Consider the following 11,995-nt stretch of genomic DNA (forward strand, 5'->3'; position numbering starts at 1 on the left):
ACCGCAGGTCAGGGTGGGCCGGAGGCAACACCATGCGAACCAACCGCTGACTGTCGTCGGCGAGTTGTTGCCAATACGTTCTCGCAGTTCAAGGCGGGTGAGCAGTCCGCAGTGAGGGTTGTTCGCCCTTGACGATCCGGATACAAAACTCGCTTACGCGCAGTCTTCGCGGACTCCACCAGACCCTGCGCGTACGGTACGACGTCATGCGGATGGTGTTCACGGCTGCGCCGGACGAGGTGTTCTACCCGGCGCGGGATCGACTGGTGGAAGCTTTCGACAGATGGGCGCGACGGCAACGACGTACGGTCGATCCGTTCGTGGTCGAGGTGCTGATCGAGCACCGCTGGGACGCCGGTGACGGCATCCTGTGCCGGTGGCATCCGGCCGATCTGCGTGAGGCGCTGCTCGACTGGTTTCCGCGGAAGGTGACGATGCCGCCGGGCGAGTGGCAGGCGGTCGTGCCGACCGTCCACGCGTTCGTCGACTTCTTGTTCACCGAAGATCTGGCCGATCTTCGTTGTGCGGAGCCGGATCACTTGCATGCGGCGCTGGACACGCTGGCTGGTGACTTCGATGTAGCCATGAGTGACCCATCCCGGTACGGCTTGGCGAAGTTCTGGGGCATGCAAATGCTGGCCGCGGATGTCGACCCTGCCGACCCACCAGCGGCCGAGCGCTATATCAACGACGTCCGTGCCGGCCGGATTACCGTCGATCAGGAACTGCTCGACCAAGTCATGGCCAATCACCTGACCGCCGCCGACGATGAGCGTCCGCAGCCGCTTCCCCTGGTGGCCATGCCCGAAGATGCCACCTTGGCGAGGTTCGCAGCCGAATCGGTCACGCTGGCCCGGATACAGCGGTTCGCCCACTGGGCAACCCCGGGACGAACGCTGACCGCGACCGGCCGGTTGCGTCTCGCCGACGCCCGTGAACTGATCTCCCTGCTGGACGTCGCGGACGTCGTCGATCCCCAGATCGGCGGGAAGGTCTTCACAACCAAGAGCAGCGAAGAACTGTACGAAACCTCCGTCGTATTCGCCTGGGCACGGTCCGCCCGTGTCGTCCGCGTGGTCAAGGGGCAGCTCGTACCGGTGAAGAGCGCCACCAAGCTGCTCGCCGATCCACTCGCCTTGGCGCACCGGGTGTTCGAGGCGTTCTTCAGTCTCGGCGAGGCCGTCTGCGGTTCCGGCTACGCCGAATCCATGATCCGCTGGCGATTCGACGAAGTGACGTTCGCGCTGCTGATGGGTCTCTATCTCGCTCAGGGCGAGGTGGACACGGCCGACCTCGAGGAGATCGCGTTCCGGGTCGCCGAGGACACAATGGTGGTGGACCTTGGCTCACCACACGCCGACATCTGGCGCCGTCAGTGCGACAACGACGTGCACCGCCTGCTGACCCAACTCCACCTGCTCGGCGCGATCACCCTGAACGACCGGCAGGCCCAGTTGACCCGGCTCGGCACAGGGCTGGTCGCAGGACATCTGCGCCGCGAAGGCATCACCGTGCCGACCTGGCAGGACATGCTCGACGAGACCGCCGAAGTGGTTATCACCGCAGCCGCCGACGCACCACCACCGGCACGAGACGATTTGTTGACCGGCTGGTGCCAACGGCACCCGGACACCGCCTCGGCAGACCTCCACGCCCTTGCCCGACGAACCGACGACCGCGCCCACCGCACATTGGCCCAGGCCTACGCCCGGAAGGCGGGTCGGACCACCAACCGCCACCTTCAAGGACTCTCATCAACACCCTGAGCCAGCCCTTGACCCACTACACCCAGGAGTCGCCGACCCTCGCCAGAACCCATCGACCCGGCGGCACGGCTCAATCGGATCCCTAAGTGTCCGGAGGCCGTCCGCCAGCGGCAACCCCCTCCGTTTGGGTATCCGTCTCGGGTGGGCCGCCCGGGACTCGAACCCGGAACCTATGGATTAAAAGTCCCTAGTTGCTCTGCTTTGCGATACATCGCGCGTTCCTGCTGGATGTCCGACTGGCACACTACTCATCCCGCGGGGTCCGGGCTGGTCAGGCGCAGGAGCATGGGCAGCGGTTAACGACCCACATGAGTCGCTTTGCCACTCTCGGCATGGGTGCTGGAGCGTCCGATGACGCCACGGTGCATCCGAGCAGCTGGCGAGCTACCAGGACGGTGAACGGATGCGTTATTGATGATGACTAAACTCGATTAGATTTGACGTCAGCTGGCTCGGCGGAGTGATCGTCCGCACCCGCCGCAAAGCCCATGGTCGATGACGGATTTGGCGCATAACGCGGGATTACTGCGATAACCGGCCCGCGCGTTATCAGCGGCATAAGAACGAGAACATTTCATTGTGTGTGCTAGACCGTCGCTGGCTTCGGTGACGGTGCTGTAGTCCGGTCTTCCTGATCCCCAGGCCGGCGAAAAGTCCGTCGGCCGGTCACGGCTGCTCGTCCGGTTGGCTTGCCCGGAACCAGGTTTGAGCCGGGCTGATATCCCACCGCAGCCGCCCGATCGCTGGCGGCGAGTCCATTCCTTCGGCCGAGGACTGCATGTCGGTCTCCAGGCTCAGCGTTAGACGTACACCCATGCACCGGCACAGGCGCTGGACGAACTCCACCGAGTAATCCGCCGCGCCCGCCTCGAACTCGACGATTGCTTCCTGCGGCATGCCCGACCGCCGGGCCAGCTCAGCTGTGGTCAGTGCCACCTGCCGGCGCAGATGTGTCAGCGCGGAGACCAGATTTGCGCGCACACGCGCATCCTCGAATCCCCATCGGACCTCCGGAACAATGTCCTCCGCCCGCAGCGGCCAGAGTTCGTGCCCCGGCGTGTCACCCATTCGTCGCTCCTTCGCCTCACTCCGGCCGATCGTCACTCCGGCCGGTCGTCTGGATGGTCGGTAAAGCGAGTGTGCTCCGGATGGCGCTCCGGAAGGAGGAGCGGCAAGAATTCGAACAGCGCATCAACGTCGTCCGAGGTGAACGCTAGCGCGACCACCCCTGAACCGGGCTTGACCACCTCGACGTAACGGGTGCCGTCGTCGACGTCGGCGAACCGGAGCAGCACCTGGTGCGTGACCGGATAGCCGAGCAGGGTCGGCGAGGCGGGAAAGCCGAAATCCGCGTCTCGCGGGGCGATGACAGGTTCCTCCGCCCGATCGCGGACGGCGGGCAGCCCGTTCGAATCCAGCTCGAGCAGATAGTTGCGCAGCCGCCGCACGGCCGTCCGGTAAACCGCGTCGTCGCGCGCGGAGCGGTTAAAGCCCACGGCGAGCAGGACCGCGCTCCGGTGGTCGGGGGCGAAGTAGACGGCGCTCACCGGGTACCGCCCGGCTACCCGCAGTTCGCATAGCGCGCCAGGGTGAGCCCGGCTCTCCCCGGATAGGACTCCGCCGTTTTTCAGCCGGTCGAGAAGCTCCAGAAGAGTGCCGAGGTCGTACGGCGGCATCAGCTTGATATCCGTTTCAACCGAGTCGCCGGCACTGTCGCGGTAGACCGTCCACGATGATGTCATCGCGCCCTCCTCGCTTCACCGAGACGGGTGGCATGTCCTTGCCGCCCGGCATGCGCACCGGTATACATTTCCGGATGGGAGTGGTGGACTGGTCGCCCGACGCCATCGAGGACCTGCACATGATCGCCGACGCCCTGGTGCAGGGCGAGCTCATGCGGCTCGCCGAGGAGGAACTTCGGGTGCCTGCCACCGAGACGGAGATCGAAGGTAACCTCAAAGAGCACCCAGGCGTCTGGTGGAGGCGGGCGGTCCGGCATCGTGATCTCCCCGATTTCCTCTCTTTCGGATCCGACCCGGCGGTTTCCCCGCTCGACCGGTCCCGGGACTTCGTCTTCGTCTATCGCCACCTCACCACCACCGAGCGGATCAAGCTGCGTCGGCGACACAAGACGTTCGTCGTACTCCGGGTCCTCAGCAACGACGAGCTAGCACGGCGGCTCGCAGGACCTAGTTAGTCGACTTTCCGCTGTGGAAAGTCGGGCAGGGTGAGGCCAAGCTCTGCGGCAACCTCGCTCGTCGTCCGCGCGGTGTCCAGGGGGCGTTGCCCGAGGAGCTGCTCCCGGCTGTCGGTCGACTCGAGGAGCTGGTCCAGTAGGACCGCCTCGATGTTGCGGTCGGCTAGCGGGGTGATCAAGGCGACAAACCGGCCGTGGCGGGTGATCGCGGCGGGCCGGCCGTCCTGGTTGATTTGCCGCAGCACCTCGGCGGTCTGCTGATTAAGCTCGCGCATCGTGTAGACGCGGTCGCTCGTGACGACTGGCTCGCGTGCATCGGTCATTTAGGCCTCCTCAAGCTCAAGTGTAGTACATTTAGCGAGCGGAATGTAGTACAACGACGTGAGGGGAAGGCGTGGCCGACGACTCGTACGCGGCAAGTGCTCCAGCCGCCGTGGCGAACCTCCGGGAGTCTGCCAAGTGGTTAATCGCCGCCGCGGCCGCGGTCGGCGCCATCCTGATCGGCAGCTTTCAGCTCAAAGACCTCGGAGTCCTGGCCGATGCCGACACGCTGCACCGGGTCGCAGCCGTGGCCGGTGGCGGTCTCGCGCTCGGCACCGTGGTGATGCTAATCATCGCCGCCGCCCGGGTGATGATCACGCCCCGCCCAAGCATCCGCGACTTATCCGAGCGCGAGCTGCGCGGCCAGCGCCCCAGCACTGGGGGCCTGGCCATCGTCGACTCCAACCAGGACAGTCTCGTCCGGTCACTCCTCGCTTTGCGGTCGTATCTGTTCGACGGCAAGAACTCGCTCGCCGAGATCTACGCGGAGTACCGGGATTCCCAAGCGTCGCTGGCCCAGATGCAAGCCGGTGACGGGTCGTCCAACGCGGACCTACGCCTGGTCCAGGACCGCGCCGTCAGCTCGCTGCAGGCGGTCAACCGTATCGAGGTTGTCGCCCACCAGATCGCCACCGGCGAGCGGTTCCGTGCGCTCACCAACCGTCTGATCCTGGGCACCGCGATCTTCGCCGCCGCACTGGTGGCGTTCACCTGGGCCACCCTCGACAGCCCTACCGCGGTGGTCGACAAGCCCACCGCGGTCACCGTGGTGGTCACTGACCGAGCCGCCGCCGGGCTGCCATCGACCTGCTTACTGACCAGTCTCGACGGCGTCGCCGTCGGCGGCGATTTTGTGAAGCCGACGGTGGTCACCAGCCCGGCTGCGGGCTGTGAAAGCAAGGTGATCTCCGACAGCAAAGGAATCATTGTGATCCCCCAGACTACAGCGAAGTAATCGCGGAGTCCCGGCCAGGAAGCACGCTGATGTGCCCAAATAGCGGCCACCTTGGCTCGCGCTAACGATCGCAGCTCTGCTGCTGCCCAGATCGCGGCACCGTCGTCGAACTCGCGCAGGGCAGTCACCTTCATCGGCGCAGGATAACGCCGTAGCACTGACCGCGGTGTTGGCAAGTGACGAGATCAGCCCCGCCTCGACCGGGCGCGTCAACTGGCCGATAGGGAAAAGCGGGTTACCGCCATAGCGGCACTACTGCACCGAGCTAGCGACCTATCCACCCAACGTTACCGCTATCTCGGGTGGATGTGTTCGCGCTGTGGCCACCCATCGCTGACCGTGCCGAACTCTTTACGTTGGTCGGTGCGTCGGCGTGGTGGATCAAGCAGCGGGGCGGTGCAACCGCCGTGACCGCAACCATCGAAGCGGTATGGGACGTGGCGCGCTGGTGGCGGTGAGTGGCGTGCCGGTGATGTTGGTCCGCTCCTCAGGCCACGCGCCAGTCCGGCCAGGTTTGGAGGCAGGTCAGTCGTGTGCTGGCATGGTCCGCCTGAGACGACGGCCCTGCGCGCAGGATGATGCACGGTTCGGTCGGCCCGGAGCCAGCGGTTATCGCCCTCCCGCCAACGGCAGCCTTATCGTGTGGGCAGGACAATAAAGGTGGATACGCTGCGAAGGGTCGAGGCGCTGCTTGAAGCGCCTGCAGCGTTTTCGTGGTCCATATTCTCGACACCGCCCCGGTCCAACATCGAGGCAGTGACCATGTGCTGCTGATTTCCGCCGAGTGACCCGGTCTTCGGTGTTGCGTGGGGCTCAACACCATAAGGGGTCGTTATGGGCGTCGATGAAGTGGAGACCCGGCCGGCGGCCACCGCCCGGACGGCATCGCCGCGGGACTGCAGCAGGACCTGAGACAGATCTCGGGAACGCGCCACGTGGTGAGGTGAGGGCACGTAACGTGGTCCGCACTGTGAGTCGGCGTTCAGACGACCGGCTGGCTAACGTTCAGAACAGCTTCCAGACGCCCTGCGTCGGCCATGTCCGAGCTCGGCGCGAGTGACCGAAGAGGCGTCCGTGGACGGTGGAGCAACCAGGTGGCAGTGGGAACCCCAGAGCCCCGCCTACGGCAACTACGGCAACGCCAATCAGTGGACCGTCAATGCGGGGTTGGAGTCGCTGGCGCGAGAGAGTGCCCAGAACACCAACGACGCGCGCCGCGGAGATGAGCCGGCGGAGCTGGTCTTCAGCTTCATCCGTCTGACGGGTCACGACCGTCACCGGTTCCTGCACGCGCTGGAGTGGTCGCAGCTGCGATCGCATCTCCAATCGATGGGCGCGAGCTCCGGCGGCGCGGTGGCAGCCGGTCAGATCCTCGCCGGTCTGGAAGCCGTGGAGCAATCCGAATCGCTTCTCCTGCTCCGGGTGGCCGACTACGGCTGCCAAGGGCTGACCGGGCCCGAGTTCCCCGACGACCACGTCCCTCCCGACGACTACGGGAACTTCATCAAGTTGTGCCGGCTGGATCTCTTCAGCGGTAAGGACAAGGCGGCAGGCGGATCCTTCGGCCTGGGCAAGGCCGTCTACTGGAGGTTCTCGAGGCTACAGACGGTGTTGTTCAACTCGGTGCTGGCACCGCGGGACGCCGTCGAGGGCCGCACCGCGAATCGGGTGTTGGGCGTGAGTCAAGGCGTCATGCACCGCCACGACGGCATCGGGTATCAGGGCCGAGGCTTCTTCGGCCGCGACCAGCGGAACGGCTACGTGGGCTCCGTCTGGGACGATCCCGCTCTGGTGCATGCACTGTGCCTGAACCGCTCGGACCGGCGGCCGGGAACAACGGCCCTGTTGGTCGGCTTCTACGACCCGGACCAGCCGGAACGGGGCCTCGGCGGCCCGGAGGAGCTGACCTCCTTGGCGCGCGACCTGCGCGCCGGCGTGGAGGAGAACTTCTGGCCGTTGCTCACCCGGGGCGGGCTTCAGGTACGCATCGAGGTCATCGACGGGGGCGCCACGCGTGCGGAGGTCGTGGATCCGGAGGAGACCTACACCGAACTCGTGACAGCGCTGCGACGTTTCGACCGCGGGGAGGTCGACGACCAGCTGGTCGGCCCGAACTCTGTAGTGGTGCGAGACGTCCCCATCACCATCTCGCGTCGACGCACCGGGGACCGCCATGACTCCTTCGTACACCTGGCCAAACTGGTGGTCACTGCCTCCGACGATCAGCCGGACACCCTGGAGAACCGAGTCTGCCTCGTGCGCCGCCCGGAGATGGTGGTGCAGACCGTCGACCGCTCGTTCGACGCGTACAAGTACCACGGTTTCCTCCTGGCGGGCGCCGCAATCGATCCTCGGGATCCCTCCCCCGAGCAGTTGTGGGCCGACGACTTCCTGCGCTACTCCGAACCCCCGTCTCACGACCGGTGGATCCCCGGCACCGGTCGTCGCCAGGCGTCACAGGCGAACCTGACCGCCCACTACCAAGCTCCATGGCTGCCCCATCTCCGCGGGATCGAGAAGGGCGTCCTCGATGCCCTGGTCAGCCTGTTCGGCGCGCCGCCGGTTCGTGCTCAGCAGCCTCCGGAATCGCTGCTGCGCCATTTCCGCTTCCTCAGGGCCGAGCCCGGCGTGGGCGCTCGCGGAGGGGCGCCACGCAAACCCGAGGTCGACGTCACCGACTGGTGTGTGCGCGACGGTCGGTGGGATGTTCGTTTCACGGTGCGCGCCAAGAACCGGTCCGAAGGGTGGGCCGTTCGCCCGGCGCTGGCATTCGTGGGGCTGGACGGACGCAGGAACACCGTCGACTGGGCGGTACTCGAGGTCGACGAGGGCGGCGGATCCCTCGAGGAAGGGATCCTGCGTATGCCGGGGACACCGCGGGGTCGGTACATCAAGGTCGCACTGCACGGTGTCTCGAGCGGCGATCTGCCGATCCCGGCCGAGGAGTCGGCGATCGATGTGCTGCTTCAAGGCACCACACAGCTCGTGCAGGCTCAGACGGGCGGTCAACCGTGACGATCCGCTATCCCTGGCCGACGCTCAAAGCGCCGTTGACGTGTGCCGTTGACGACGTCCGAGTCGACGGTGCGGTCATCATGGCCGGCCGCGTGGACGACGAGCACCTGCGCCTGCGCCTGGACGGTCTGACATGGCAGCGGCTCGACTGCCGTGTCACCGTGAGCGCGGAGGAGCCCATCCCTGCGGAGGCCGACGCGGTGCGGGCCTACGTCCTGCTGTCCTCCGCCGCAGCGAATACTCGCATTCCCTACCCTCTCGACGACACTCATGACGGATCGCCGAGCGGGCGTCTGGCCGTCCCGTCCGATGCCGTCGCCGGAAGCTTCGCCCTTCAAGCTCACGTCGGCGCGACCATCGGTGGCAGGAACCGCGTGATCGGGTCGAGCGAGCCGTGGACTGTGGTCCTCGAACGGCACGAGGCTCCCGTGCCGCCCGGTGGCCCACCGTTCGACATCGACTGGGTGGACTTCACCTCGCCCGACGCCCCGCTCGGAGCGCGGGAGAACCCTGCTTCCCATGCCTTCATGGACCTCGCCGCGCAACCGCGGCTGCTGTTGAATCAGAGCATCGAGGGACTCCAGAAGCTGCTGCACAACAACGCCGCACGGCTCGAACGTCGTCGCGTGCGCGACATCCTGAGCGCCTCGGTCGCCCGCCACGCGGTCGCGTCGTTGTTCCGCGCCGCCATGGCGGAGATCATCGTCTACGACGACGGGACGTTTGAACCGCCCACCACCGCCCTCTACCGGCAGGTGTGCGAAGCGATCGCCGCGTGGATGTCCGGCGTCGGTGACGTGGACGAACTGTACGAACGGCTCGCCGGGAGCACAGACGCCCGCGTGTCCGACACCGACCTGTCGGCCCGTGTGGACGTGGCCATCGATGCACTGATGGGATACACCGACGCGCTGACGACCGCCAGTCGAGAGGTCGCCGATGGATAGCGACTCTCTGCGCCGGTTCCGACAGCACCTCTCCGACGATCAGCGTCGACGGCTCATCGAGCACATCGACGGCGACGTGGCGCTCACCGAGCCCGTGCGACACCGGAGCGGCGCCGATATCGGCCTGAACGTTGTCGACGACCTCATGGCATCGGTCGCTCAGCGATCCGACGGCGCCGACTGGGCGGAGGACCGTGCCGCCAGCGACCGATGGCTGGCGCCACGACTGCACTACGCGCTACGTCTCACGAGAGTCCAGGCCAGCGACCGAGTGCTGTGGACATGGCTCGCAGTGCGCCATCACGCCTACGTCACCTGGCGCTGGGCCGACTCAGCCGCAGCGGTCAACGACGAACGCTGGAACGGACCTGTACAGAAGCAAGCCATGATGCGGTTGTGGTGGGGTGCCGAGTTGTTCCGCAACGGCGACGACTACACACCCGTTCTGCGGGCGTTCCTTCGGCAGGACTTCCCGAACAGCTATCTGCATCGCCCGTTCGTACGGTGTCGCTCGCTGGCACTCGCCCTGCTCGAAATCGTGGCCCCTGCCAACGGCGGGGACGTCCGCAGCGCCACGGAGATCAACGACCTGGCGCGGGTACTGAACCTCGTCATGGCCGGCTCTCCTCCAGAACTGGAGACCGGCTTGCAGCAGGACGATCACGCCGCATTCGACGACTGGACCGCCACCGTGCCCGCCGTACCGGCTGACTGGGAGATACTCCCCCGCGGACCGGCCGCCCTCGACGTCACCGAAGCGTCGCTCGTCGGCGCACGCCTGGTCGCCGCACGTGGATGGGACCAGGCAGTCGCCGCCCGGGCCCTAGCTGGCGGGCAGCCATGACGGGAGTGCCGGCGGTCAGCGACTGGTCGAGTCTGCCGCACTCGGACATCGCCTCTGGTGATCAAGGTCCGTGGGGAGCGTGGATCCCCCGAGCCTGGCACGCCGTCGCCGATCCCGCCGGCCGGCACCTCGCTCCGCCGGAGCCCGTGCTGATGACAGACCCGGATGCCGGGCTCGACCTCTACCACGCGGAGCTCATCGCGTACTGGGGGCCGCTGCTACACCTATTGGTGTTCGGGTTGGGGTGGGGGCGGCCCGAACAGCCAGGCCGGCGTCCAGGTCGGCGTGCAGCGCGCGCAAGGCCGGGTACTCCGGGCCATCCAGCCGACCTGGGACTAGAGCGATGGCAGAAACGAGGACGTCCTGTCGACGACCCGGTTCTGGCCGTGGTGAACCGGTGGTGGGGCCGGTACGTTCCTGACATCCTCGCGAACGGACCGCTGCTGGCATTGATGGCTCAGGTGGGCGGCTTCCACGATCGAGCGACTCGGCCGGGTGCCGACGTCGTGGTCGACGGGTCATGGCATGCCGCATACCAACGGGACCCGGTATGGCAGGCCATCTGGAACCAGATCCCCGAGTTGCACCTCGCCCACCACGCGAACACCCCGATGGGTGAGTCCCCGCAAACCTCGAGTGGTCTCGTGGTGGGCTCCGACGGCTCCGCGTCGGCGATCCTCATACGAGATCGGTACGCCGGCTGGTACGCGGCATTGCGCGCCTGCGGACTGGCGCAGACCACTCGAGGTTCGTCATGGCGTGTGGACGTTGTGGTCAAGCCGCTCGGTTGGTTGGGCACCTACCGCCTATCGAAGATCACCGGGGTGTGGTTCTCCGGCCAGCACCGTTGGCACGAGCTCGGCTGGTAGAGCAGGCCACACCACACAAGGTCGCAGCAGCGGAGTATGCCCAATCGTTTACCGGGTACGAACGGCACTCAGTGTGACTTAAGAGGTGCTGGCCCAGCTCCGTGTCGAAATGGCGTCGGAGGAGGGTGGACGGCATAGGGTGCCCTTGTGGTTGACGGAGATCCAGCTGACGACTTTCGCGCTGCGGTCGAGCGGCTGGGAGGGCTCGCGGACGAGGTGGCCGCCGAGCGCTCGCAGGAGGCGGTTCTCGACGCGGTCGCCGAGCTTCGGGTGGCAATCGCTCGTGCATACCGCGGTCGACGGCCGCGATCGGACTCGGGCGGCGGGGCCCGCAAGCGGATCCTCGCCCACTTGATGAGGCATCGCGGTGAGTGGGTCGGTAGCGACGAGTTGGCGGCGGTGTCGGGTATCGGCGAGTGGGCTCGGCGCGTGCGTGAGCTTCGTGGCGAACTGGGTTACGAGATCGAGGAGGGTGGCGGCCGCTACCGTTTGATGTCGGAGGACCCCGATACGGCCCGTCGTGTTCGTTTCAAGACGGTGACCGACGTCCGTAATGCGGGGGGTTCCGCTGTCAAACGGGTCCAGACGTTGCTCGAGACGCTGGTCGGCCAGGCCGTGTCTGCGGAGGAACTCAACAGGGTCGCCCGGGACAAGGACGGCGCCGGTGTCGCCCGGCAGATCAGGGGCCGGGAGTTGTTGCCGATCGAGACCTCTGCCGATGCACCCGATTTGAACCCGGGAGATCACCGGCTTGTGTCGGTGCGGGAGGCCGACCGGCTGCATCCGTCACAAAGGTTGTTCCCGGAAGATTTGCGTAGGCAGGTCTTCTCGCGGGATCGATTCACATGTCGCAGTTGCCGCGTCGGTCGCCTGTCGTCGAAGTTACCGCAGGATCAGGTGTTCTACCTGGTCGTCCGGCATCTCGATGCCACGCCTGACGCGGTGGCCGAGCTATCGGCGGATCGCCTGACCAGTGTCGCCCGGCTGGCCACATCGTGTAATCGATGCGCCGCTGGCATCGGCGGTTGACGGCACACGCTCGATGCCCGGATCGGCCTCGCCGTCATGTCCGGGGGGTTTC

The 11,995-nt window shown here is 66.4% G+C and carries 12 protein-coding genes; 9 read left to right on the forward strand and 3 right to left on the reverse strand.

Translation table 11 applies throughout. The features are described from left to right. Positions 1-206: 206 nt before the first annotated feature. On the forward strand, positions 207-1,766 hold the full coding sequence (locus Aau02nite_RS30470; RefSeq protein WP_212992045.1) for a hypothetical protein: 1,560 nt from the start codon (positions 207-209) through the stop codon (positions 1,764-1,766). A gap of 666 nt (positions 1,767-2,432) precedes the next feature. Here Aau02nite_RS30470 and Aau02nite_RS30475 read toward each other — a convergent pair. Further along, on the reverse strand, positions 2,433-2,834 hold the full coding sequence (locus Aau02nite_RS30475; RefSeq protein WP_212992046.1) for a helix-turn-helix domain-containing protein: 402 nt from the start codon (positions 2,832-2,834) through the stop codon (positions 2,433-2,435). Positions 2,835-2,866: 32 nt separating this feature from the next. Then, entirely contained in the window at positions 2,867-3,508 is a 642-nt protein-coding gene (locus Aau02nite_RS30480; RefSeq protein WP_212992047.1) for a hypothetical protein, read from the reverse strand. A gap of 74 nt (positions 3,509-3,582) precedes the next feature. Between Aau02nite_RS30480 and Aau02nite_RS30485 the strand changes: the two genes are divergently transcribed. Next, entirely contained in the window at positions 3,583-3,963 is a 381-nt protein-coding gene (locus tag Aau02nite_RS30485; RefSeq protein WP_212992048.1) for a hypothetical protein, read from the forward strand. Here the strand turns inward: Aau02nite_RS30485 and Aau02nite_RS30490 are convergent. After that, on the reverse strand, positions 3,960-4,286 hold the full coding sequence (locus Aau02nite_RS30490; RefSeq protein ID WP_212992049.1) for a type II toxin-antitoxin system Phd/YefM family antitoxin: 327 nt from the start codon (positions 4,284-4,286) through the stop codon (positions 3,960-3,962). The two genes, Aau02nite_RS30485 and Aau02nite_RS30490, sit on opposite strands and share 4 nt — an antisense overlap. A gap of 71 nt (positions 4,287-4,357) precedes the next feature. Here Aau02nite_RS30490 and Aau02nite_RS30495 point away from each other — a divergent pair, with 71 nt between their 5' ends. The 7 genes from Aau02nite_RS30495 to Aau02nite_RS30525 all read left to right on the forward strand — a co-directional run bounded on the left by Aau02nite_RS30495 (position 4,358) and on the right by Aau02nite_RS30525 (position 11,943). Then, positions 4,358-5,239 carry a hypothetical protein gene (locus tag Aau02nite_RS30495; protein WP_212992050.1) on the forward strand — a complete coding sequence of 294 codons (882 nt, stop codon included), beginning with the start codon at positions 4,358-4,360 and terminating at the stop codon, positions 5,237-5,239. A 302-nt stretch (positions 5,240-5,541) separates the two neighbouring features. Continuing rightward, positions 5,542-5,697, forward strand: coding sequence for a hypothetical protein (locus tag Aau02nite_RS30500; protein WP_212992051.1), 156 nt, complete (start codon positions 5,542-5,544; stop codon positions 5,695-5,697). 598 nt (positions 5,698-6,295) lie between these two features. Next, the gene (locus Aau02nite_RS30505) at positions 6,296-8,254 is read left to right on the forward strand and encodes a hypothetical protein (RefSeq protein ID WP_212992052.1); all 1,959 of its coding nucleotides are present in this window, start codon (positions 6,296-6,298) and stop codon (positions 8,252-8,254) included. Next, positions 8,251-9,201 (forward strand): hypothetical protein, encoded by a 951-nt coding sequence (locus Aau02nite_RS30510; protein WP_212992053.1) that lies wholly within the window; start codon positions 8,251-8,253, stop codon positions 9,199-9,201. Before Aau02nite_RS30505 ends, Aau02nite_RS30510 begins: the two co-directional genes overlap by 4 nt. Next, positions 9,194-10,045 (forward strand): DUF6339 family protein, encoded by an 852-nt coding sequence (locus tag Aau02nite_RS30515; protein ID WP_212992054.1) that lies wholly within the window; start codon positions 9,194-9,196, stop codon positions 10,043-10,045. The genes Aau02nite_RS30510 and Aau02nite_RS30515 overlap by 8 nt, the downstream gene beginning before the upstream one ends. Positions 10,046-10,431: 386 nt before the next feature. After that, on the forward strand, positions 10,432-10,914 hold the full coding sequence (locus tag Aau02nite_RS30520; RefSeq protein WP_212992055.1) for a hypothetical protein: 483 nt from the start codon (positions 10,432-10,434) through the stop codon (positions 10,912-10,914). A 147-nt stretch (positions 10,915-11,061) separates the two neighbouring features. Next, positions 11,062-11,943, forward strand: a complete 882-nt coding sequence (locus Aau02nite_RS30525; protein WP_212992056.1) for a KpnI family restriction enzyme N-terminal domain-containing protein — start codon at positions 11,062-11,064, stop codon at positions 11,941-11,943. Positions 11,944-11,995: the final 52 nt, after the last annotated feature.

Origin of the sequence: Actinoplanes auranticolor, from assembly GCF_018332655.1 — a bacterium.
Taxonomy (GTDB): domain Bacteria; phylum Actinomycetota; class Actinomycetes; order Mycobacteriales; family Micromonosporaceae; genus Actinoplanes; species Actinoplanes auranticolor.